This is a genomic window from Natrinema pallidum DSM 3751 (assembly GCF_000337615.1).
GTDB lineage: Archaea > Halobacteriota > Halobacteria > Halobacteriales > Natrialbaceae > Natrinema > Natrinema pallidum.
This window is the reverse complement of sequence record NZ_AOII01000044.1, coordinates 92,724-115,619: the sequence shown is the minus strand read 5'-3', so window position 1 is coordinate 115,619 and position 22,896 is coordinate 92,724. Positions and strand designations below refer to the sequence as shown.

Genomic DNA, 22,896 nt, shown 5'->3' with positions numbered 1-22,896 from the left:
CCGGCCTCGAGCGTGTCGCCGTCTTCGTGCGCGGGACGGGCGATCGCAACCCTGCCGATCGTCGTCTCGGTGCCCGAATATTTCGGCGTCGCCGAAGCCGAAGGCTTTTGCGCGCTGGCGCGCCAAAACGCACCTAATGACCGGAGACGACCCACGCGAGGAGTCCGCGTCAGGGGAACCGACGACCGGGGAACCGCTGACCGACGGCGGCGCTGCAGGTGCAGACGATGTCGCGCTGGACCCCTGGGGTTCCTCGAGCGTCTCCGACTATCGGAACCTGTTCGAGGAGTTCGGCATCGAGGAGTTCGACGAGGTCCTTGAGGAGGTCCCGAACCCACACTACCTGATGCGCCGAGGCGTCATCTTCGGCCACCGTGACTACCGGCCGGTGGCGGAGGCCCTGCAGAACGACGAGCCGGCGGCCGTCCTTTCGGGCTTTATGCCCACCGGCGATCCCCATATCGGCCACAAGCTGGTCTTCGACGAGATCATCTGGCATCAACAGCAGGGGGCCGACGCCTACGGCCTGATCGCCGACCTCGAAGCCAACGCCGCCCGAGGGATGAGCTGGGCGGAGATCGACGAGCACGCCCGGGACTACCTGCTCTCCCTGCTCGCGCTCGGCTTCGATCCCGAAGAGGGTGAACTCTACCGACAGTCGACCAACCGCGAGCTACAGGACCTCGCCTTCGAACTCGGTGCCGAGGCCAACTTCTCGGAGTTTCAGGCGATCTACGGGTTCGACGGCGAGACCGACGTCTCCCACATGCAGTCGGTCGTCACCCAGATGGCCGACATCCTCTACCCGCAACTCGAGGAGCCCAAGCCGACCGTCATTCCCGTGGGCCCGGACCAGGACCCCCACGTCCGGCTGGCGCGTGACCTCGCCGAACGGATGCGCTTCTTCAAGGTCAGCGAGGCCTACGCCAGTTTCGAACTCGAGCCCGACGAGCGCGCGCTGGTCGCCGCGTTCTACGAGCGACTCGAGCCCGAGGCGTTCGACGACGAGCAACTTCGCTGTGTCCACGTCGCCGAGGCGCTCGAGGAGACGCCACTGTCGGAGATCGAAGCCGATGCGGACACGCTGCGTTCGGTGCTGACGAAGCTCGAAGAGGCCGGCATGGAACCGGTCCGGCCCCGAACCCGCTTTTTCGATCGGCGGGCAACCGACGAGGCCTTCGATGCGCTGATCGACGCCATCGACGGCGAAAAACGGGTCTACGAGAGCCACATCGACGCGTTCGAGATCGACCGCGCCGCGGCGGAGGAACTCGCCCGCGAGGTCGAGGTCGAGACCGGCGGCTACGGCTTCCAGCCGCCCTCGTCGATCTACCACCGGTTCATGACCGGGCTGACCGGCGGCAAGATGTCCTCCTCGATCCCGGCGAGTCACATCTCGTTGCTGGACGATCCCGAGGACGGCTACGACAAGGTGAAAGCGGCCACGACCGGCGGCCGCGAGACCGCCGAGGAACAGCGCGAGAAGGGTGGAAAAGCCGACGAGTGTCCCGTCTACGAACTCTACGCCTACCTGCTGGCCGGCGACGACGACGAGTTCGCCAAGCGCGTCTACGACGAGTGCGTCGGCGGCGAACGCCTCTGTGGCGACTGCAAGGAACAGGCCGCACAACTCATGAAAGAGTTCCTCGCGGAACACCAGGAAAAGCGGGCGGAAGTCGAAGACCTGCTCGAGGAAGCGGACATCGAACTCGAGTCGCCGCGGCGTCGTTAACGCGGAGCCGCTGCGGACCGCCCCGGCGGCGCGTTGGCCATCAACGGGCCGTCGAGAAGCGGACCGAATGGGTTCGGCGGATATGGTAGCGTCTGACGAACATATATACGGGCAGTCGTGGAACCGTGAGCCACGATGGGACCGGCTCGCCGTGGCGCGCCCGACGACCGCCTGGTCTGTGCGGACGTCCTCGGCGCGTTCGGCGTCACGGCGGCGGACGTTCGACGGAACGCGGCCGGCGACGACGATCTCGAGGCGGCGCTGGCCGACGCACTCGCGACGGGCGTCGATCGGACGACGGTGCTTCGCCGGACGATCGCACGGAGCGACCGCGGCCTCGCGTGTGCGGCCCGGTACTCGCGGGCCGACCTGGCAGCCGAACTCGCGGCCGTCTTCGACGCGATCGGCTGGTCGCTCGAGCGATCGGCCACCCGCAACGGGCTGACGCTGACCGCGTCGGACCCCAGCGGCCGGGCGCGGACGGCGACGATCACCTATCCGGAGACGCCGCTCGGGAGCGACAACCTTCCTGCCGTCCTCCGGACGATCAACGACGCGATTCTCGCGGGGACCGACGCGCGATTCGTCCTCCTCTCGTCGGGCGTCGACCGCTGGCGGGCCGCGCTGATCGAGCGAAGCGAGCTCGACGCGCTCCGCGAACGCTACGGCCAGCGACTCGAGGCCGTCGATCGACCGCTGCTGCCGGCGCACGGACTCGCGGCGTACGTTCCCGCCGACGACGTGACCGGGTCGATCGAAACCGACACCGGCACCGACGGCGACGAGCCGTGGCCACCGTGGGCGCTCGAGCGCGGGACGCGTCGCTCGAGGGAGTCGACATCGACCGTCGACTCGCTCATCGACGAAGCCGAACCGTCCGCTCATGTGGACGCAACCGCGGACGCGACGGAGCCGTCCGCGGACCGGGCGAGCGATGCGACGGCCGACGCGTCGGCGATGTCCGGTGCGGCGCGATCGACCGCGGCAGCGCCCGCCGGCGAGCACGACGGCTTCGAACTCCGTGGCTCGCCCGACGTATCGCGGCGACACGACGGCGACACCGACCGGGAAACGGAGCGTGGCGCTGAGACCGCGTCCGATCGATCGGGGTCCGTAGGCTCGAGTCACGGGGGTCGATCGACGGCCGCGGACGAGGAACCAACGGATACGGACGGGTTCGGGACGCTCTCGGGGCCCAGTGACACGGCACGAGTCAGCAACGAATCGTTCGGCACGGACCTCGCCCCGCAGGCCGACGACGAGCGCTACCGCGCGCTCGGTGCGGCGCTGGACGCGGGCGGGACCGTCTCCGTTCGCGGGCTGCTCGAGGACGACGACTTCCTGCCCGAACTGCCGGCCGCCGAGTCCACGGAGACTCGTATCGAGTTCGCCGCGGACTTCGATCCCGCCGCGGTCCCGGAGGCGAAAGCGACTGCGGAGGAGTCGGGGTTCGAGTGGGTCGATTCCGGCTCGCTCGACACGACGCGCGTGTCGAACTCGTAGGGGAGACCGACCACCGATCGGTCCCATGGCCGGCTGCACACTACCGATTCGATCGGTATGTCACCCGCTCGACCGACACCGGTCGAGACCGCAGTGTTACCGTCCCGCAATACTTTTGCTCCCGCCACGATATCGAACGCGTATGGCACCCGAATCCCACGTCCGTGCCAGTCTCGAGACCCAGCCACAGCACCGCCGATCGGGATTCGGCTTCTTCTTCGCCCGGTGACTCGGGCCGGTGGACCCGGGGCCGACCCGATCGGTCGCCCGCGGTGAAACCGTCCGCGAACCGTCGTCGACTCGAGCGTCGGCGTCGAACGGAGTCGGAACCGCTAACTGACCGACCCACGGCAATGCAGGTAAGCGAATGCAACTTCCATCACAACAGGTCGCGGTCTTGGAGGCCGCAAGTGCGGACGAGGGAATGTCCGTCGACGCCCTCGCCGCGGCGACAGACCTCCCGCCCGAAACCGTCACCGGGGCGGTCTTCGAACTCGAGACGGAGGGCCTGGTCGCCGTCAGCGAACGCGTCGACGAAACGGTCGCGCTCACCGACGAGGGGCGCGACTACGTCACCGAGGGACTGCCCGAGGTTCGGCTCTACGAGGCCGCGCTCGAGGCCGGTGCCGACGCCGACCCCGTTTCGATGGGGCGGGTCATCGGCGCATCGGGGCTCGAAGGCGGCGCGGTCGACATCGCGCTCTCGAACTACGCGCGCAAGGGGTACGGCGCGATCGACAGCGGCGAGATCACGGCCGACCCCGACGCGGACCCGGACGCCGACGCGGAGGCGAACGCGCTCGCGGCGCTGGCCGACGTCGAGGACGCGCCGATCGACAGTGTCGACGTGGATTCGGACACCCTCGAGTCACTCGAGCGCCGCGGCCTGCTCGACCGACACGAGTCGACGGTCCGCGAGGCGACGCTCACCGAGCGCGCCGTCACGGAATTGATGGCGGGGATCGAAACCGCCGAAACGGTCGGCCAGGTCACGCCCGAACTGCTGACGAGCGGCGAGTGGGAGGACGTCGAGTTCGCCGACTACAACGTCGAGGCCGACGCCGAACAGTTCGAGGGCGGCAACGTCCACATCCTGCGCCAGACCGCCGAGCGCGTCAAGGACACGCTCGTCGGGATGGGCTTCCAGGAGATGGACGGACCCCACGTCGACGCGGACTTCTGGATCAACGACTGCCTGTTCATGCCCCAGGACCATCCTGCGCGCACGCACTGGGACCGGTTCGCCCTCGAGCAGCCGACCCACATCGACGAGCTCCCCGCGGATCTCGTCGCCCGCGTCGAGCGGGCACACAAGGAGGGCGTGGGCGAGGACGGCGAAGGCTACCACTCGCCGTGGGACGAGGACTTCGCCCGCGCGCTCGCGCTTCGTGGCCACACCACCTCGCTGTCGACGCGCTACCTCTCGGGCGAGGCGGTGGGCGACCTCGAGCCGCCACAGCGCTATTTCAGCGTCGAGAAGGTCTACCGCAACGATACGCTCGATCCGACCCACTTGCTCGAGTTCTTCCAGATCGAAGGCTGGGTGATGGCCGAGGACCTCTCGGTGCGCGATCTGATGGGGACCTTCGAGGAGTTCTACGCCCAGTTCGGGATCGAGGACATCCAGTTCAAACCCCACTACAACCCCTATACCGAGCCCAGCTTCGAGCTGTTCGGCACCCACCCGACGACGGGCGAACTCGTCGAGATCGGGAACTCCGGCATCTTCCGCGAGGAGATGCTCGAGCCGCTGGGGGTCGACTGTGACGTGATGGCCTGGGGACTGGCGCTCGAGCGACTGCTCATGCTGATGTACGGCTTCGAGGACATCCGGGACATCCACGGGACGCTGTGTGACCTGGAACTGCTGCGCAACACGGAGGTGACCTACTGATGCCCACGGTCGATATCGATCCCGACGAACTGCGCGACCTGACCGGTCACGACGAGAAGAGCGACGAAGAGCTACAGGAAGACCTGTTCGGGCTCGGCCTCGAGTTCGAGGGGCGCACCGAGGACGGCGCGTTCGAACTCGAGTTCGCACCGGATCGGCTCGATCGCCTCTCCGTCGAGGGCGTCGCTCGCTCGCTGCGGTACCAGTACGGCGACGCGCGGGGCGTTCACGTTCCCTCGCCGAACTCGCCGGAGTGGACCATCGAAGTGGACGACTCGGTCCCCGACGAGCGCCCGTACGTCACCGGCGCGGTCGTCCGCGACGTCGATCTGGACGAGGAGGGCCTCGAGTCACTCATTCAACTCCAGGAGAAACTCCACGCCACGATGGGGCGCAAGCGGGCGAAGGGCGCGATCGGGATTCACGACCTGACGATGCTGAAGGGTCGCGATGCGCGGAGCGCATCGGAAAACGAGAGTAGCGCGGAACGAAGTTCCGCGAACAGTCGAGCGGCAGAGCCGCGAGACAGCGGCGACGAGCCGCGAGCGAGCCCCGCGGCGGACGGCAATCCGACCATCCAGTACGTCGGCGTCGAACCCGACGGGGACCGGTTCGTCCCCCTCGACTCCGATCGGGAGATGACGCCCGCCGACGTGCTCGAGGACCACGAGACGGGACGGACCTACGCCGACCTGGTCAGTGAGTACGAGCGCTATCCGGCGATCTACGACGATCTCGGGCTGTTCTCGTTCCCGCCGGTGATCAACGGCCGGCGGACGGAGGTCTCGACGGACTCGAGAGACCTGTTCGTCGAGATGACGGGCACCGACCAGTGGACGATCGATAAGATGCTGGCCATCGTCTGCTACGCGCTGTCTGCTCGGGGAGCCACGCTGGAGGAGGTGACGGTCGAGTACCCTGACCACGAACTCGTCCGCCCGGATCTCTCGATGAAGACGAAGACGGTCGCACACGACCGCATCGAGACCATCCTCGGCATCGGGCTCGATCCCGACGAGGTGCTCGACCTGGCCGAGCGGTCCGGACTCGAGGCCGAAACAGAAGAGAGCGAGGACGGCGATCTCGTCTACGAGGTGACGATCCCGCCCTACCGCGTCGACATCCTCCACCCCCTGGACGTCATCGACGACCTCGGGCGGGCCTACGGCTTCAACGAGCTCGACCCTCGCTACCCTGACGTCGGGACCGTCGGCGGCCGCCACGAGCGCTCCCGCCTCGAGAACGCCGCCCGTACCCAGCTCGTCGGACAGGGCTTCGAGGACCTGCTGAACTTCCACATGATCAGCGAGGAAGAGAACTACGACCGGCTCGATATCTCGCCCGGCGACGATATCTACGGGGCCGGCGAGCCGGCGACGATCAAGGAACCGTACAGCGAGGACTTCACCATGCTGCGGACGTGGGTGATGCCCTCGCTGTTGATGGTTCTCGAGCGGAACACCCACCGCTCGTACCCGCAGCACCTCGCCGAGATCGGCTTCGCGGCCGCGGTCGACGAGAGCGAAAACACCGGCGTCGCCGAGAGCCGCCACGTCGGAGCCGTCCTCGCACACCACGAGGCCGGCTACGAGGACGCCAAGGCACGGCTCCAGGCGCTGGCCCGTAACTTCGACGTCGACCTCGAGACGCCGCCGACCGACCACCCGACCTTCATTCCGGGTCGAACCGCGGCGATCGTCATCGATGGCGAGGAAGTCGGCGTGATCGGCGAGCTCCATCCGAAAGTGCTCATCGAACACGACCTCGAAGTACCGGTGTCGGCCTTCGAGTTCGATCTCGAGGCGCTCAGATAGGGCCGCGAGGGAAGCGAACGCGATTCTTCGGGGGTTACCGGATCTCGCCGTAGGTCCGGACGAGGTCGCCATCGAGATAGCGCCGCTGCTCGAACCCGAGGGCGTTACACAGGAGCGTATGGCCCATAAACGAGAGGGAGTAGTCGGCCATGCCGAACGGATGTAGGACCGTCTGCTGTGCGGGCGGCAGGATCGAGCCGAGGACGTTGATCTCGGCGTCACCCGCAGTGAGCGTCCCGACGCTGACGTCATCATCGGTCGTTCCGGCGGCGCGACCGCCGGCAGCGTCGAACGCGTCGCCGTCGACGACCGTCGCCGGCTGGTCGGCACCGGTGGTGTACCCGAGTTGTGGCCCTTTCCACAGCTCCTGTTGTCGCGGGCGGATGCCATCGAGCAGCGGGTGTTCGAACTCCCTGTCCTCGAGGGTCGCGTACCGGACCGTGACGGTCTCGAGGTCGGCGGGATCGATCGCCGCCGCGTCCCCGACGTCGAGCGCACCGAGGAGGTGGACGCCCGTATCGGTCAGGACGAGGTCGCCGCCGGCCGCGACGAACGACTCGATCGCCGCGATGTACCGCGGGTTCTCGAGACCCTCGTCGTGAGAGACGACCAGTTTGTCGTAGTGGCGTTTGCCGGAGTTCCCGCGAAGCAATCGACCGTTACAGACGTCGCGAACCCTGAACGCGTCCATGTCGCCGTCCTCGATGTAATCGGAGAGATCGGCGAAGAACTGCATCGGGTTGACCGTGTACTCGCGTTGCTCGTACCCGAGTACCGCTCGCGGATCGGGATACTCGTCGTCGGTGTCCAGAACGGTCAGCTCCACTTCGATGTCGGCGTCGCTTTCGACTTCGACGTCCCACTGGCCGGCGTCGGGTCGATGGCGGAACCAGCCCTCGAAGTCGTGGGGCCGGGGCGTCGGGTCGTCAGGGTCGGCCTTCGCCGCGAGGTCGATTTCGTGAACGATCGTGCCGTCGGGATCGGTGATACGGATGTGACCGTCGCTGGCGGCCCCGAGGCCGGTAAACCGGACCGACAGCGAGTGGGACGAGCCGGTCGTTTCGGTACCGACGGTCCCGCGGTCGGCCGATCCGGATCGGACGACCTCGTGACGGCTGTGGACCTCGGTCGCGCGGTCCCGGCCGGGCCCGCGACCCTTGCCCGGGTGTTGATCGGTGTACGGCAGATCGGCGGACGACCGCGTGAGCGCGTCCGTCGTCACGTATGCGGTGTCCTGACCGCCGGTCGCGACGGTGGTATCGGTCTCCGCTGCGGCCATCTCGGCGTACTCGCGCATCGAGATCCGGTAGGCGGTGACCAGATGGCGTTCGATGTAGGGTTTCCACTCGATCCGGGCGTCAGGAGTGTGGTTCGCGAAGATGATTTCGGGAACGACCGTGATCGCTCCGAGCCCGCCGAACGCTTCCGGTTGGCCGGCCCACCCCAGAAGCGAGCCGGTCACCTGATAGGCGAGTGAATCGTACACCGTGCCGTAATCGAACAAGCCAGCGGGAACGTAGTCCGAGGCACCGTACTGCTCCTCGCCGGCGCGTTCGATGTCGTCCGCGATCGCCTCGATGTCGCCCCAGTGGGCCTCCATCCCTTCGCCGATGCGGATGTTGACCTCGTCGAGATCGTGGGTTCCGTCGTGACCGAGCGGGGCGTTCGTCTCGAGGTTGAACACCATGTGATCGGCGGCGTACATCCCGTGATAATCACAGAGGTACGTCACGTTCTCGTACTCCCGGAGGTGATCGACGACCGCGAGCGAATCCGGGACGACGTCGTAGTAGTCGTCGGGTGCGCCGTCGGGTTCGGCGGGCCGGAACGCCGGATCGACCCAGCCCATCGTCGGGTACTGCCGGTTGGTGTCGACATCGGCCGCGTTCCCGCGCCGGAAGTTAAGCCGGGTTTCCCCTCGCGGAATGTCGAACTCGGGCTCGCGCGCCACCCACCCGTCGGGGTTCGTGAACACGAAGACGAACGCGATATCGTCGAGCAGGTCCTCGAACCCGTCGGCCTCGCCCCGAGCGAGGTCCTCGAGGAGTCGGGCACCGGTCTCGACGCCCGCGCGCTCGTCGCCGTGGATCGAGAGGGAGTAGACCACCGTCTCCTTGTCGGCGAACGACGCCGCGTCCCGGACGTCGTTCGTGACATCGACGACATAGATGTCCTGTGGGTCGGGGTCCGTTCCGGTGTACCGGTTCGGCCAGCCCGGCGATTCTTCGAGGGTATGGACGCGCACGCGGTCGGGGCAGGCCGCCTCGAGATGGGCGATCCCCTGACAGACCTCGGGGTAGGAGACGAACGATCGGGCCTCCTCGACCGGCGGAAAGACGCCGTCGGCGTACGGGGCCTCGAGTTTCCACCACGGGTTCGCCCCGGGTGAGACGTCCAGTCGCTCGACGCCATCGATTTCGAGGACGGCCGCCACTTCGTCGGCGGTGAGATGCGCATGCGCCGCTGGCGTCGGTGACTCTCGAGTAACTGCCTTCGGTGGCCGGGACAGGTCGGGATCGGGGGTTTCCTCGTAGTCGGCCGCGAACGCCTCGAGTGCGGCTCGGTCGGCGAATTCGATGACGGTCGCCGCCTCGTACCCCTCGGGGGTGTGGTTGACGACGAACTCGAACTCGTCGGTCATCGGTTCGCCGCGGACGTCCGCGGTGGCGGAACCGGGAAGTGCGAGCGCGGCACCCGTCGTCGCGGAGAGCGAAAGGAACGTCCGTCGGTCGATAGGGCTGTCGGCGAACGCGTCGCCGGAACCGCGGTCGGCAGCATCATCGGTCGGACGGTCAGCGGGTTGTCGTGGTTGTGCTTGGTCTGGGCCGTTTGACATTACCGATCGTGGGGGAGGTCCCCGGACACGGACCACAATAGTACGAAATAAATAACATATCGAACGAGAGAATGTCTCTGAGAGACGTAGATTTATGTGCTCGAGGGTGGAGTGGACGAGCCATCGGCGGCCGCTATTCGAACCAACGGAACGGGGACTGCTGGCTCACAGCCGTCGGAAACGTCCGGAAGACCCTCACTGACGGTAGCGAGATAGCAAGCGGCCGGTCGAGACGCGAGGGCAGACGCCCGGACGGTTAGAACTCGTGTTCGACGTCGTCTTCGTCGGCCTTCTGAATGATTATTTTCCCGTCCCGGACCCGGACGAAGACCTCATCGCCGATATCCATGCCCGCGACCTCGAGTTCGTCCTCGTGGAGGTTGAGGTGGACGTTGTGGTAATTCCCGTCGTCGTCTTTCGCACCGCTTGGACTCAGCTTCTTTTTCCGTACCATCGCGGGATTCTATTCCGAACTTCGCCGTAGGATATACTTAAGTGTTTTCGACGACCGAACGACTGACCGCGCGACGGACTCGGTGGCGCGACAATCACGGGACGGCGGCGAGCGAGCGACGCGAATAGTGCAGGAAAATCGCGTTGGCGATACACTTAAATATACCGCCGCAGTCGGTCGATTTGCGGGGATATCTTTATCACTGGTCGTGTGCTGACTTGACACGGAGGCGAAAATCATGGTACGCGAAGACGGGAAACGAAACTTTGCACTGCGCGAATCGGGCGGTGACGAGTCGAGCGTCTTCTCGGGTAACACGCCCCGACAGGCGGCGCTCAAGGCAGCCCGACGGCTCGAGCCCGGCTCGAGCGAGGACGAGGCGGAACGGGTCGAACTGAAACTCCGCGAGAAAGGAACCGACAAGGTTCACATCTACGATGGCTGGGCGTGGGAGGAGACGGCCCCCGACGACAAGCCCGACTGGATGCCCGGCGAGATCACGGAGGCGAACGTCTCGAAGAAAGGCATCGAGCACCTCGACGAGTAAGTCGTCAACTCGACAGATTTCTCCAGCACGAGCCCGTCCGAGAGCGGTGCCATCGCCCGTCTCGAGTGTCGAAATCGGACGGTCGACGGCGAGAGCGTCGAAAAGGGATTCCATCTCGTTCAGTGCCCGATAATAGCACGTTTGTTCGATGACTAGACGGCATAATACGGGATGGGTTTGGTGGGATACTGCCCAAGAGGTGGAAAGACGCTAATAATCAGATTGTATGTGTTTACCCCCAGAAATCGCAGGAAGACAGTAGGTTCAAAATCGGGGAATTCAATTAGAAATCCGTAAAATTCGACCGCCGTCANACTGAGAGATATATAAATCAAATAGAGGGTGCTGTTTTCAGCCGTCTCAGTGGCTCAGCCAGGAACTCTATGGGGGTAAACACATGCATCAGATTTATACGACAGTCGGCGGTCGAGTCGGTACGTATGTGGATGAGCGTCGAGAGAATTCGGGTCTTAGGACCAGTTAATAAAACTAGTTCGGCCATCCCCCGAACATGTGGGCCACTAACGTCGAGAAGAGTACGATCTGATCAACTGGAGCGTCCCAGTATCCTCGTGGGTGAGGTGCCATGATTCCGATGACCAAGTGGCGGACGCTCGGACTGGCGACGATCGGGTTCAATTTCTCGTTTCTGATCTGGTTTTCCTTCGCACCCTTCACGGGGCCGATGGCCGAGGAATTCGGCCTCTCGGTGACCGAAATCGGAATCCTGGCGAGCGCAGCGATCTGGCTCGCGCCGTTCGGCCGGGTTCTGACCGGTTGGCTCTCCGATCGCTGGGGCGCGCCGACGGTGTTCGCAATCGTCTTGGCCTACGTCGGCGTGTTCTCGATCGCGTCGGCGTTCGCCCGATCGTATGCGGTCTTCTTCGTCGAGCGCCTGATCGTCGCGACGGCGGGGATCACCTTCGTTATCGGCATCCAGCACGTCTCGGAGTGGTTCGACGAGGAGGAACTGGGCACCGCGGAAGGGATCTACGCCGGCGTCGGCAACGCCGGTGCCGCTGGCGGAGCGCTCATCCTCCCCCGGGTGTTCACCGACGGGTGGAACGGCCCCCTCTTCGAGAGCAACTGGCGGGCCGCCTTCTTCTACACCGGGATCGTCTCGATCCTGCTGGCGATCGTCTACTACACCGTCGGCGAGGCGGCCAAGACCGAGCAACGTCGTCGGGCGACCGCCGAGAGCGCGACGCTCAGGCAATGGCTTCACACCGCGACCCGGTACGGAACCGTGGTGCTCGCGCTGGCATATGTGATGAGTTTCGGCCTCGAGCTATCGATGAACGGCTGGCTGGCGACCTACTACCGCGAGGGGTTCAACACGGACGATCTCGTGCTCGCGAGCACGTTCGCCGCGACGTTCTCCGTCGCCGCCGGCCTGTTGCGGCCGATCGGCGGCTACGTCAGCGACCTGCTCGCTCGCAGGGAAACGAACATCCTGCCGATCTTTACGGGTCGGTACCGCGAGCAATGGACGTTCGTTTCGCTGTGTTTCATCGTCGTCGCGATGGTCGGGATGACGCTGGCCGGACTGACCGGGCGAGTGCTGCTGGCCGTCGCCGCCGGCTTCGTCGTCGGGATGGGCTGTGCGTTCGCCGAGGGGGCCATCTTTGCTCAGGTACCGGCCATGTTCCCCGACAGTTCGGGCAGCGTCGCCGGCGTCGTCGGCGGCGTCGGGACCGTCGGCGGAATCGTCTACCCGCTGGTGTACGCCGCGCCGGTGCTGCCGACCCTCCATACCGGCTATGCCATCGTCGCGGCCACGATGCTCCCCATCGTCGCGCTGTGTGCGTGGGTCTTCCAACCCCACGTCGCCGCTCGAGCGACCGACGACGGCTTCGTCGCGGCGAGCGAGACGCCGCCGCACACACCGAGCGACGACTGACGCCGCTTGCGCGCGACCGGCCACGCGAGCGAAATTTCGCGGTACCCGACGGTCTTTTGACCCGTTCGTCCCTATCGGTGGGTAATGGCTGCAGTTACGCTCGGCCCCGAAGGGACCTACTCACACAGAGCCGCGAGCGCGATCGCCGACGACGATGAGATCGACTTCCGACAGTCGGTCACGACGATCGTCGACGCCGTCGCGAGCGGGGAGTACGACCGCGGCGTGATTCCGATCGAAAACAGTATCGAGGGCTCCGTGACGGAGAGTTTAGATGCCGTCGCCGACTACGACGTCGCCGTCGTCCGCGAAATCGTCACCCCGATCAGACACGCCTTGCTCGCCCAGGGGCCGACGTTCGACACCGTCGCCAGCCACTCCCAGGCCCTTGCCCAGTGTCGGACCTACCTCGAGCGCGAGTATCCCGCTGCCACCCTGGAGGCCGTCGCGAGCACGGCACAGGGCGTCGAGTTCGCCCGTGACGATCCGTCGGTGGCGGGCATCGGCCATCCGGCTAACGCGGGAGACGGGATCGAGGTATTGGCCGAGGACATTCAGGATCAGGACTCGAACGCGACGCGGTTCTTCGCGCTCGCGCCGGCCGAGCAGCGCTCGAACGGCGGCGGCAAGACCTCGCTGGTGGTCTACTCGAACGCGAACTACCCCGGCCTGTTGCTCGAGTTGCTCGAACCGTTCGCGGATCGCGACATCAACCTGACCCGCGTCGAGTCGCGGCCGAGCGGCCAGCGACTGGGCGACTACGTCTTCCACGTCGACTTCGAAGCCGGCCTCTACGAGTCCCGAACGAGCGACGCGATCGCGGACCTCGAGGCACTCGCCGAGAACGGGTGGGTTCGGCGGCTGGGATCGTACGATACCGAACACGTCGTCGAGTAAGCGTGGTGCTTCGGGACGGCGTCGCGACGAGCGACGGGACGGCCCGCGAACCACGGCCTGGCACCGGCTTCGACGGCGCGGCAGTCCGGGTGCGAGAATCGAACTACGCGTCTCAGCCTGCACAGGCTGAAGGATGACCACTACCCCAACCCGGACACGGACACGGCGCACTCGAAGCGACCACGGCCGACTCCTAATGTACTGGGAGAGTCCTCACGAGCTGTGAATCACGGCGAAATACTTGACGCGGACCGAAACGGGGCTGCGATCAACGGCGCGCAATCGGGTGTCGAGTGGCTCGCTCCCGGACCACAAACGGTTTTGTCGCGTCACCCGGTACCACGAGTATGCCACTCGCTGCAGGCGACGACGCCCCGACCGTGACCGCACCGAATCAGGACGGCGAGGCGGTCACCCTCGCGTTCGAGGAGCCGACAGTGCTGTACTTCTACCCGAAAGACGATACTCCCGGCTGTACGATCGAAGCGACCCAGTTCCAGCGCGAGCGCGAGACCTATCGAGACGCCGGCGTCGATGTCTACGGCGTCTCGACCGACGACGTGGAGTCCCACCGGTCGTTCTGTGACGCCGAAGGCCTCGAGTTCGATCTGCTCGCGGACCCCGACGCGGAGATCGCCGAGGCCTTCGATGTCGAACTGCGTGACGGCGTGACCGCGCGGACCACGTTTTTGCTGGCGGACGGCGAGGTCACGGCCGTGTACGAGGGCGTCGATCCGGACGGACACGCTCGCGATGTCCTGCTCGACGCGCTCGACGACGGACTCGTGACCCTGCCCGAGTAGCCGCTCCTTCTGTCGTCGTCCCGCGGGCAGAATTTATCCCCGTCGGGCACCTACTGCGACGCATGCGAGGCAATCCGTTCGACGAAATCGAAGCAATGCTCGACCGCGTCAGCCGCCAGGTCGAAGAGGGAATGACCGCCGGCGGGCTGCAGGTACCGGGCTCGGTGCCGGTCAACGTCGCCGACATGGACGAAGAGTACGTCGTTACGGCCGACCTGCCCGGCTACGAGACCGACGATATCGAGTTGACCCTCTCGGACGGCACGCTCCGACTCGAGGCCGATCGGATGGACGACGACATCGCCGCCGACGGGACGTATCTCCGGCGCGAGCGGACCAAAACGTCGGCGAGTCGTCGGATTCGACTGCCGGAGCCGGTCGACGAGGAGTCGGTGGCCGCCGGATTCGAAAACGGCGTGCTGACGGTACGGCTGCCGAAAGTCGCGGGCGGCGAGGACTCGAAGCGGATCGATATCGAGTAGCCGTCGCGTCCCGCCGCTCAAGCCCGGTCCGGGGTGACTTCCGTCGCGGTCGCGAAGCGGCCGGACGGGTCGCCGCTCGAGTGCGGTGTCGGACCGACGGCCGCGAGCCCGCGCCGATATGGAACCGTGCCGGAGATCGTTCGGGTATTGTGTTCGGATGATAACTGTCCGGTCATGGTCCAAGTGTTCGCACTCGTCGTCGCCGGGGCGTTTCTCCTGTTCGGGGGCATCGTACTGTCTCGAGCCGGCGACCTCGACGATCGCGAGGAGACGATCGGCGAGCTCGCGTCGGCGACGGACGAACGGATCGAACCGGGCGAGGAGACGACGATCAGCGGCCGGGTCCGCGTTTCCGACCCGGCGACGCCGACGCGGACCGGTCCTGATTCGGACGGGAACGAACCGGCCGCGCTCTGGGCATGGCGGGTCCGCCGGAAGCGGCCCGCGGGGAACGGCACCCGGTGGCGGACCGTCGAGGCCGAACTTGCGGTCGGCGAGTTCGACGTCGATCACAGTTGGGATCGCGTCCGCGTGGACGCGGCGACGCTGGCGACCGACGCGGACGACGACCCCTTCGATTCGTCGGCGCTGTTCCTCGGCGACCCGGCGACGGAGTCCTATCTCGGCGACCTCGGCCCGATCAATCGCTTCCTCGAGCGGACGGGGATGGCGGACGAGGACGGGATCGTCAGCGACCTGGAGGTCACCGTGAGCGTTGGCGGGCGGACCACCATGCCCGACAAGTACCAGGCCACCGTCGTCCGGGACGGCGACGACGTGGTCGTTCGGGGCGAACTGACCGAGACGGCCGACGGCTACGTCCTCCGGGGCACCGACGAAACGCCGCTTGTCATCGCGACCGGCACCCTCGAGACCCACCGGGAGCAGGTGCGATCGGCGAGCCGAGTCCAGCAGGCCGCAGGAGGGCTCCTCGTCGGTCTCGGACTGCTTGTTGCGATCCTCGCCGTCCTCTGACGCCGCGTCTCGAGCCGAGCGACGCTAGTACCAAGCACCGCCCGACGAGACGTTGATATCCTGTCCCGTGACGTGTCGCGACTCGTCGCTCGCGAGGTGGACGGCCAGATCGGCGACCTCCGCGGGCGGCACCAGGTCGTCGAGCATGAGGCTCTCGAGGACCTCCCCTTCGACCGCTTCGACGGGAACGCCCGCCTCCTCGGCTTGCCGTTCGAAGACACTCCGAATGCGATCGCCCTCGACCGGGCCGGGACAGATCGCGTTGACGGTCACCCCGTCGTCGCCGAACTCGGCGGCCAGTGCACGAGTGACTCCGATCAGTCCCATCTTCGAGGCAGCGTAGGGAGTTCGGTTGGCGTACGGCCGCTTGCCGCCGATCGAGGCGATGTTGATGACGCTCCCCTGTGCCGACTCCCGGAGGTGGGGGGCTGCCGCCCGCGTGACGCGAGCGACACCGATGACGTTGACATCGAGGGTCTCGAGCCACTCGTCGTCGCTCGTCTCCTCGAGCGGCGCGGTGGGGCCGGCGATCCCGGCGTTGTTCACGAGGCAGTCCAGCCCGCCGAACGAATCGACCGCCGCGGAGACGGCGTCTTCGACCGACTCGGGATCAGTCACGTCCGTCTCGACCGCCAGCGTTCGATCGGGAGCGTCGATCAGTTCCGCGGTCTCGTATATCCCGTCGCTCCTCGCCGCGAGGACGACGGTCGCGCCCTCGTCGGCAAACGCGACGGCGATTTCGCGGCCCAGACCCTGACTCGCTCCCGTGACGAATACAGTGTCGTCTGCTATCACAGCACGTGATGGATCGGGTCGAAAATAAAACCACCTGTTATCGGACGGTGGGGTCGATATGGTTCTGCATTTCTCAACTGGTGTGTTTCCGTTGAGGGCACTGTCTAGTTCAGCACCCCCTCGACCGGCGTCGTTCCGTCAAGAGCTTGATGTAGTCTCCGACGGTTGTAGTAATGCATGAACTGTTCAAGCCACTCGCGGACGCTTGACCGACTGCCCACCCACGAAGTATGGAAGCGGTCGATCCGCATTTTGAGTGTGTGAAACCTCTTTTCGATGAGGTTCGGTCGGTATAGTTGGCCCGACCGCTCAATCCTAATCAAGCAAGGGCAGTCCGATAGCCGACCTGATTGACGAGAAACGCAGCCTCGGAGAGATCATGGTTCTCGTCGAGTCGATGCAAAGACGCAACCGCCGGAGCAGTGCCATGCCGACCAAATAACGCGATGTCAGGGGTGCAATATGAACAGCGCCGCCCGTCGCCGTTCAGAGGCGGTCTGAACGGTGAACTGATGCCGGTTCGGTGGAATCGCCGTTGCTGTGCGCTCGAGCGTACCACAGATATGCGATCAGTGTCTAGGGATAGCAGTGAGCCGATGCGACTGCTGCTGGAACCGGCTTGTGCGCACACGATTCGAGCGGTCCCGTCAGCGGAATCCAATACCAGGGTGACTTATGTGATTTAGTTTGAAACGTTACGGCGATGCACTTCATCGTCGTCGGGGCAGGGAATGTCGGACGCCTGCTAGTGGATATTGCATCACGATCTCGAAACGACGTGGTGGTCGTCGAGCACGACGTGACGAGAGCGAACGACATCGCGAACGAGTACGATTGCCTGGTCCTCAACGAGGACGCGACGAGGGAGGAGACGCTCAAAGAGGCGGGCGCTGCTCGGGCCGATGCGCTCATCTCGACGCTCGAACTGGACGCAACGAACCTGTTCGTCTGTCTACTCGCAACCGAACTCGGGATTCCGACCGTCGTGTCCGTTCTGCACCAACCCGAACACCGGGAGCTGTTCCGCAAGATGGGCGTCAACGCGGTCAAAAGCCCCGACCAACTCGCCGCCGAATCGCTCTACCGGACGGCACGACAGCCCGCGATTATCGACTACATGCCCGTCGAAGACGATGCGGAGGTCTTCGAGATCGAGGTCTCCGACGCCGCACCGATCGCCGGAAAGACCCTCGAGGACGCCAGATCGGGGGGCTTGATTCCCGACGATGTGCTCGTCGTCGCTGTCGTCCCCCAGGACGGCAGCGGGCCACGGATCGCTCGGTCGACAACCGAAATCGGGGCCGGAGATCGGCTCGCCGTCTACTCCGGACGCGGGACCGATCCGGCGGTGACGGATCTCTTCGGATTCTTCGACGATTACCGATGAGAACCACAGTGGCACCGATCGGACGCGATCTCGGGTGGATGCTGCGGGTTTTCGGGGGGCTGGTCCTGGTATCGATCCTCGTTCCGCTCGTCTGGGGCGAGTACTACGCGATTCCCGGCCTCGTCGTCTCGGGGGTGATACCGGTAACGATCGGGTGGGTGCTCTCGACAGTGTTCGCCGATGCCGCTCCGCCGGACAAACTCCACGGCATGATGATCGCTGCCATCGGCTGGCTCGCCATCGCAGCGTTCGGCTCGCTGCCCTTTCTTACGACCGCCTGGATCGTGACGCTCGCGCCTGCCGGGCTCGAGACACCACCCCCAGAGAGCGTCGACGCACTCGCGAGTCCGCTGAACGCTCTCTTCGAGAGTATGAGCGGGTTCACCGGGACGGGGTTGACTATGATCACAGACGAGGGCTCGCTCCCCCGGACGCTACAATGGTGGCGGAGTATAATCGAATGGGTCGGTGGCGTTGGTGTGATCGTGCTGACGACAGCGATCCTCGCCCGTCCGGGGAGTGGTTCGTTGACAGTGTACGAAGGCGAAGCGCGATCACAGAAGATACACCCGAGTATCGTCTCGACCGTCCGCACTATCTGGTGGATCTTCCTGCTTTTCACGTCGATCGCGATCCTGTCGCTCTGGCTGGCCGGAATGCCACCGTGGCAGGCGATCAATCACGGCATGACGGGTATTTCGACTGGCGGTTTCTCGGTCATCGACGGTTCGATCGGCGCATACGACAGCGTCGTCATCGAAGCCGTTTTGCTCCCGATCATGATCGCTGGCGGCATTGCGTTCCCGATCCACTACCTCGTCCTCCAGGGGGATCTGCGAGGGCTGTACACGGACGTGCAGACGCGATGGTTGGCCGCGGTTCTCCTGCTCGGATCGGCGGCGCTCTGGCTATCGGTCTCGACAGCGTACGATTCGGTCACGGACGCGCTCCGATACGGCGTCTTCCAGTTCGTCTCAGCAGTGACCGCCGCGGGCTTCCAGACGGCAACCGATCCGACGCCCCTCTCGCTGGGGGACTGGCCCACGAGTGCGCTTCTCACGCTGGTCTTCGCGATGGTCGTCGGTGCCGCCGCCGGCTCTACCGCGGGCGGCATCAAACTCATTCGATTGATAATGCTGGTGAAAGGGATTCGATTTCGAGTCTCCTACGTCTTCTACCCCGACAGTACCGTCCATCGGTTTCGGATCGACGACCGCGTCCTCGACGAGGAAGACGGCCCTCGAGAGTTCGGAGAAGCGGCGATCATCGCGCTTCTCTGGTTCGTCTTCCTCGCGGTGAGTGTCTTCGTCCTTTTAGCGACGCTCCCGAGCGGGGCCTATCCGCTGGAACAGATCCTCTTCGAAATCGCGAGTGCACAGGGGAATGTCGGTCTCTCGACCGGGATCACCGGTCCCCACTCGCTGCCGACGGCTGGCAAGGTCGCGTTCATCCTGAACATGTGGATCGGGCGACTCGAGATCATTCCCATCCTCGTGACGCTTCGCGCACTCTTTTGGCGGGGTGGTATCTACGAATGAGTCGGCGTCGCTACCGCAGCCGGCTTCTTACGTGGATCGTCAACGCGGGACCGAGTGATACGGTCTTGAATCTCTATCTGGTTCTCGGCCCGCTCCTGATCGTGCTCGTCACTGTCGTCGGCAGAACTGGAGCGACGACGCTCATCGTTGCGGGCTACGTCGTCGGATTCGTCGGTTACACGATCTACAACGCCCTCACGACGACGGGACGCCCCGACTGGATACGACATCCATGACATCCGCCGCGCCATGAACGGAGCGGTTTCCCGAGCGTTGGGAGAGTATGGTTCGCGAGTTACCTGTTCTTGTGGGGCTACTCGCTCGTCGTAAACGACGGGATTCGCTCGCTGTATTAAGATAGCCCGTGTTGGTCGGAGGGCGAGCCACATCGGCAGCGATTGATCGTCCGTGTGAGAGCGCTCGCGACGACGGTCCGCGGGTCGGCGTCGTCGATGAGGTCACACGCCGATTAGGCCCCAAGTAGTGCTTTGAGCCGCGCGGTGCCGGTCGCATCGGACGTGACACCCCGATCCCAGAGAACCAATGCAGGCGGCAGGGCAACGATGGATGCGGCAAACGAGTAGAACACGCTCAACGCGATCAGGAGCCCGAAGTCACCGAGCACGGGCGTAATCGCGAGCATCAGCGCCCCCGTTCCGATCGATGTCGTGAGCATACTGCCGGTGAGCGCACCGCCGGTACTCGACAGCGTCGTCGTAAGCGCCGATACCGTCTCCGGGTGTGCAGTATACTCGTCGACGAAGCGATGCATGAAGTGGACAGCGTAATCGACGCCGAGTCCGATAGCGAACGACAGGAGTAGCCCCGTGACGGCATTGAGCGGCATATCGAGCAGCCGCATCGTACCGAGAAGACACGACACGGCGATCATGATCGGAAACACGTTGATGAGTCCGATCCACGGTTTCCCCTCGAGAACGCCGTACACGATCACGAGAAAGACCGCCGAGAGCACGATAGCAAGCACCATCCCCTGGATCGATGATTCGAACAGGCTGTTGGTGATCGCGTTGTAAATGAGGGGCGTGCCCGTCGCAGTTGCGGTGTAGCGGAAGGAATCGGCGTGGTCGGCTCCGTCCGCTGCGATTTCGTCGATCGTGGCGTCCGATTCGATGGTGTACTCGACTTGGGCCGCTCGCCGGTCGGGAGTCAGGTACCGCTCCGCCGCTGGCCCTGCCGGCGACGCGAACAACTCGTCGTAGATCCGGTCGAGGTTGCGGTCGGGAATGCCGTTCCCGTCTCGGTCGTTACGGGCGACGAGCGCAGCGAACTCGGGGTCCGCGTCGGCACGGGACTGAATCACGGAGACGATGCTCCGTGATTCCGCCCGTCCGTTCGGCCCGACGGCGAGCGTCTCCGGTGGATCATCGTCAGGGGCCGCCAGTGCCTCGAGCGCGTGGTCTTCCTCGAACGGTCCCTCGACATACATCGTTATCGACTGATCCTGATCGGCCGCGAACCGCCCTTCAAGCAGGTTGAGCGTCTCCGTGGCAGTGTACTCGCCCGGGGCGAACGGTTCCGGGATGGAATCGACGTACCACGCTTCCTCTTCGGGCGGGAGGAAATCCTCCTCCTCGAACGTGGTTTCGACGCCGGTGCCGTACGCACCCATTCCGGCCCCGAAGAGCACGAGGAGAACGACCATGAGGAGCGGAGCCCGCTTTCCGACGGTCGCGGAAACAGCCAGCAGCCGACCGAGCAAGGATTCCTCGGAGGCGATCGGGGTCGAGTTGAACTCCCGGACGTCGTGTCGGTCCCGAAAGCGGTCGGCTTGCAACTTCATCGCGGGCAAGCATCCGCTGAAGATGACGAACGTAAAGATGATTCCGGCGGAAGCCACAAGGCCCATCTCCCGCATCGGCTCGAGTTCGGCGAAGACGTTCGCTCCGAAGCCGAAGACCGCGGTGGCGGTCACGATGAAAAAGGCGGCCGAGAGCTGGCTGGTCGCGGTACGCATCGCGGGGACCGTCTCGTCGCCCCGGATCTTTTCCTCGCGATAGCGGTTGATAATGTGGATCCCGAAGTCGACGCCGACGGCCAACAACAGGACGGGAACGATGATCATCTCCTGTCCGAACGGTATCCCGGCGTAGCCGAGGAACCCGAACGTCCAGATCATCGTCATCAGCAACGCGATCAGGCCGAGTAACAGATCGAACGGGTCTCGATAGGCGACGGCGAGGAAGCCCAAAAGCAGCGTCACGACGACGGGCATGACCATCACGAACGAATCGGTGATGACGTCTTCGAGTTCGGAGTCAACGATACCGCTACCGAACGCGCGGATATCGGCCGGCTCGTCGGCCGCCATCGTATCGATCGTCGTCAGGATGCCGTCCATGTCCTCATCGTCGAACGCGGATGGCACGTCGTGGGAGATCACCGTAATCGACGCCGATGCCGACGCCCCATCGCGGTTGAAGTCCTCCGAGACCAGCCTCGAGAACGACCGCCTCGAGCCGACCTCTCGGACCGCCTGCCGAATTTCGGTCTCCGTCGCCCGTTCGACGGCCCGGCGCTGTTCGGTCGGCGTGTCCGCTCCGGGCTCGAGCGCCTGCGCGACCATCGTCGCGGGGCCATCCGCGGACTCCATTCTGAGCGTCGGCCGATCATCGATTCGCTCGAGCAGGCGGAGAACGTGGAGGAGTTCCTCCCGTGTGAGGACATCGGTCCCGTCGTGGACGAGTCGCGTCGTCTCGTCCTCAGCCGTGAACGGTCCCTGAAAGTCCGCTTCGACGTCGTCTTGTGTTTCTTTGACGTCGAGGCCGTCGGAGTAGCGCTCGCGGAGATCGGTCTCCGTTTCGACCAACGGGATTCCGGCGGCGAAAAACGCGGTCAGGAGTAGGAACACGATCACGATCGTACGCGGGCGGGAAACGATGAGGGCGGTCGATTGCGCGATCGCCTCGTCGATCCAGTGTCCGACCCTAGTCATGGAGACGTGCTGCTCGTTGTTCGACCGACGGCACTGTCACGCTCGCGGGGTCGAGTCTCGAGTACCGTGCGAGCGGTCGCGGATCCCGACGCGATCAAACCGCCACGGCCCGCCACGAATCGGCACCCCGCGCTACCTGCGGGCCGTCGTCCGGCGACGGTAACGTTGCCCCGTGGCGACGGGACCAGTCCGATGGCGCTACGCGGCGGTTGGACGTTCCGTCACCCCCCGTTCACTCGTCCGTTCGAGCCCGAACGAGCGGTGACTCCGGTGCTGGCAACTGTTCGGTCGGATCGTCATGCGTGGTACATGAACATATTAGATCAAAATACTTTCGCCAATATCAGACTGAATGGGAATTTGAGAAAGGCACAAACTCGTTC

The 22,896-nt window shown here is 65.0% G+C and carries 17 protein-coding genes and 1 pseudogene; 13 read left to right on the top strand and 5 right to left on the bottom strand.

The annotated features are described in order from the left end of the window. Positions 1 to 136 precede the first annotated feature (136 nt). From C487_RS08000 to pheT, 4 genes are all read left to right on the top strand, one after another. The gene (locus tag C487_RS08000) at positions 137 to 1,732 is read left to right on the top strand and encodes a tryptophan--tRNA ligase (protein ID WP_006185216.1); all 1,596 of its coding nucleotides are present in this window, start codon (positions 137 to 139) and stop codon (positions 1,730 to 1,732) included. A 135-nt stretch (positions 1,733 to 1,867) separates the two neighbouring features. Beyond that, entirely contained in the window at positions 1,868 to 3,235 is a 1,368-nt protein-coding gene (locus C487_RS07995) for a hypothetical protein (RefSeq protein ID WP_006185215.1), read from the top strand. Positions 3,236 to 3,602: 367 nt separating this feature from the next. After that, positions 3,603 to 5,129 carry a phenylalanine--tRNA ligase subunit alpha gene (gene pheS / locus C487_RS07990; protein ID WP_049908020.1) on the top strand — a complete coding sequence of 509 codons (1,527 nt, stop codon included), beginning with the start codon at positions 3,603 to 3,605 and terminating at the stop codon, positions 5,127 to 5,129. Continuing rightward, positions 5,129 to 6,943: a phenylalanine--tRNA ligase subunit beta gene (gene pheT / locus C487_RS07985; protein WP_006185213.1), complete on the top strand. Its 1,815-nt coding sequence runs from the start codon at positions 5,129 to 5,131 to the stop codon at positions 6,941 to 6,943. The genes pheS and pheT overlap by 1 nt, the downstream gene beginning before the upstream one ends. Positions 6,944 to 6,977: 34 nt before the next feature. Here the strand turns inward: pheT and C487_RS07980 are convergent, their stop codons facing one another. Further along, positions 6,978 to 9,779: a M14 family zinc carboxypeptidase gene (locus C487_RS07980; protein WP_006185212.1), complete on the bottom strand. Its 2,802-nt coding sequence runs from the start codon at positions 9,777 to 9,779 to the stop codon at positions 6,978 to 6,980. A 256-nt stretch (positions 9,780 to 10,035) separates the two neighbouring features. Beyond that, a complete protein-coding gene (locus C487_RS07975) occupies positions 10,036 to 10,233 on the bottom strand; it encodes a SymE family type I addiction module toxin (RefSeq protein ID WP_006185211.1) in 198 nt (65 codons plus the stop codon). Positions 10,234 to 10,471: 238 nt separating this feature from the next. On the opposite strand from C487_RS07975, the gene C487_RS07970 reads away from it, so the two are divergent. From C487_RS07970 to C487_RS07945, 6 genes are all read left to right on the top strand, one after another. Further along, positions 10,472 to 10,780 (top strand): non-histone chromosomal MC1 family protein, encoded by a 309-nt coding sequence (locus C487_RS07970; RefSeq protein WP_006185210.1) that lies wholly within the window; start codon positions 10,472 to 10,474, stop codon positions 10,778 to 10,780. A 595-nt stretch (positions 10,781 to 11,375) separates the two neighbouring features. Then, positions 11,376 to 12,680, top strand: coding sequence for an MFS transporter (locus C487_RS07965; protein ID WP_193787925.1), 1,305 nt, complete (start codon positions 11,376 to 11,378; stop codon positions 12,678 to 12,680). Between the two features lie 84 nt (positions 12,681 to 12,764). Then, positions 12,765 to 13,577 (top strand): prephenate dehydratase, encoded by an 813-nt coding sequence (pheA, locus tag C487_RS07960; protein WP_006185208.1) that lies wholly within the window; start codon positions 12,765 to 12,767, stop codon positions 13,575 to 13,577. Positions 13,578 to 13,924: 347 nt separating this feature from the next. Beyond that, positions 13,925 to 14,380, top strand: coding sequence for a peroxiredoxin (locus tag C487_RS07955; RefSeq protein ID WP_006185207.1), 456 nt, complete (start codon positions 13,925 to 13,927; stop codon positions 14,378 to 14,380). A 62-nt stretch (positions 14,381 to 14,442) separates the two neighbouring features. Further along, positions 14,443 to 14,862, top strand: coding sequence for an Hsp20/alpha crystallin family protein (locus tag C487_RS07950; RefSeq protein ID WP_006185206.1), 420 nt, complete (start codon positions 14,443 to 14,445; stop codon positions 14,860 to 14,862). 174 nt (positions 14,863 to 15,036) lie between these two features. Continuing rightward, the gene (locus C487_RS07945; protein ID WP_006185205.1) at positions 15,037 to 15,837 is read left to right on the top strand and encodes a hypothetical protein; all 801 of its coding nucleotides are present in this window, start codon (positions 15,037 to 15,039) and stop codon (positions 15,835 to 15,837) included. A gap of 24 nt (positions 15,838 to 15,861) precedes the next feature. Here the strand turns inward: C487_RS07945 and C487_RS07940 are convergent, their stop codons facing one another. Next, positions 15,862 to 16,632, bottom strand: a complete 771-nt coding sequence (locus tag C487_RS07940; RefSeq protein WP_006185204.1) for an SDR family NAD(P)-dependent oxidoreductase — start codon at positions 16,630 to 16,632, stop codon at positions 15,862 to 15,864. Positions 16,633 to 16,736: 104 nt separating this feature from the next. Next, positions 16,737 to 17,083, bottom strand: a pseudogene (locus tag C487_RS19440) (integrase core domain-containing protein); the annotation flags it as partial. 252 nt (positions 17,084 to 17,335) lie between these two features. Here C487_RS19440 and C487_RS07935 point away from each other — a divergent pair. From C487_RS07935 to C487_RS07925, 3 genes are read left to right on the top strand one after another with little or no spacing between them, the layout of a single operon-like run. Continuing rightward, on the top strand, positions 17,336 to 18,019 hold the full coding sequence (locus C487_RS07935) for a potassium channel family protein (protein ID WP_083864555.1): 684 nt from the start codon (positions 17,336 to 17,338) through the stop codon (positions 18,017 to 18,019). Next, positions 18,016 to 19,557, top strand: a complete 1,542-nt coding sequence (locus tag C487_RS07930; protein WP_049908019.1) for a TrkH family potassium uptake protein — start codon at positions 18,016 to 18,018, stop codon at positions 19,555 to 19,557. Before C487_RS07935 ends, C487_RS07930 begins: the two co-directional genes overlap by 4 nt. Beyond that, on the top strand, positions 19,554 to 19,793 hold the full coding sequence (locus C487_RS07925; RefSeq protein WP_006185200.1) for a hypothetical protein: 240 nt from the start codon (positions 19,554 to 19,556) through the stop codon (positions 19,791 to 19,793). The genes C487_RS07930 and C487_RS07925 overlap by 4 nt, the downstream gene beginning before the upstream one ends. A gap of 233 nt (positions 19,794 to 20,026) precedes the next feature. On the opposite strand, the gene C487_RS07920 is transcribed toward C487_RS07925, so the two are convergent. After that, on the bottom strand, positions 20,027 to 22,513 hold the full coding sequence (locus C487_RS07920) for an efflux RND transporter permease subunit (protein WP_006185199.1): 2,487 nt from the start codon (positions 22,511 to 22,513) through the stop codon (positions 20,027 to 20,029). Between the last annotated feature and the right edge of the window lie 383 nt (positions 22,514 to 22,896).

Bases quoted from the DNA above. Each gene is read 5' to 3' on its own strand.
- C487_RS08000 (WP_006185216.1), top strand. From the start codon at position 137: ATGACCGGAGACGACCCACGCGAGGAGTCCGCGTCAGGGGAACCGACG.
- C487_RS07995 (WP_006185215.1), top strand. From the start codon at position 1,868: ATGGGACCGGCTCGCCGTGGCGCGCCCGACGACCGCCTGGTCTGTGCG.
- pheS (WP_049908020.1), top strand. From the start codon at position 3,603: ATGCAACTTCCATCACAACAGGTCGCGGTCTTGGAGGCCGCAAGTGCG.
- pheT (WP_006185213.1), top strand. From the start codon at position 5,129: ATGCCCACGGTCGATATCGATCCCGACGAACTGCGCGACCTGACCGGT.
- C487_RS07980 (WP_006185212.1), bottom strand. From the start codon at position 9,779: ATGTCAAACGGCCCAGACCAAGCACAACCACGACAACCCGCTGACCGT.
- C487_RS07975 (WP_006185211.1), bottom strand. From the start codon at position 10,233: ATGGTACGGAAAAAGAAGCTGAGTCCAAGCGGTGCGAAAGACGACGAC.
- C487_RS07970 (WP_006185210.1), top strand. From the start codon at position 10,472: ATGGTACGCGAAGACGGGAAACGAAACTTTGCACTGCGCGAATCGGGC.
- C487_RS07965 (WP_193787925.1), top strand. From the start codon at position 11,376: ATGACCAAGTGGCGGACGCTCGGACTGGCGACGATCGGGTTCAATTTC.
- pheA (WP_006185208.1), top strand. From the start codon at position 12,765: ATGGCTGCAGTTACGCTCGGCCCCGAAGGGACCTACTCACACAGAGCC.
- C487_RS07955 (WP_006185207.1), top strand. From the start codon at position 13,925: ATGCCACTCGCTGCAGGCGACGACGCCCCGACCGTGACCGCACCGAAT.
- C487_RS07950 (WP_006185206.1), top strand. From the start codon at position 14,443: ATGCGAGGCAATCCGTTCGACGAAATCGAAGCAATGCTCGACCGCGTC.
- C487_RS07945 (WP_006185205.1), top strand. From the start codon at position 15,037: ATGGTCCAAGTGTTCGCACTCGTCGTCGCCGGGGCGTTTCTCCTGTTC.
- C487_RS07935 (WP_083864555.1), top strand. From the start codon at position 17,336: ATGCACTTCATCGTCGTCGGGGCAGGGAATGTCGGACGCCTGCTAGTG.
- C487_RS07930 (WP_049908019.1), top strand. From the start codon at position 18,016: ATGAGAACCACAGTGGCACCGATCGGACGCGATCTCGGGTGGATGCTG.
- C487_RS07925 (WP_006185200.1), top strand. From the start codon at position 19,554: ATGAGTCGGCGTCGCTACCGCAGCCGGCTTCTTACGTGGATCGTCAAC.
- C487_RS07920 (WP_006185199.1), bottom strand. From the start codon at position 22,513: ATGACTAGGGTCGGACACTGGATCGACGAGGCGATCGCGCAATCGACC.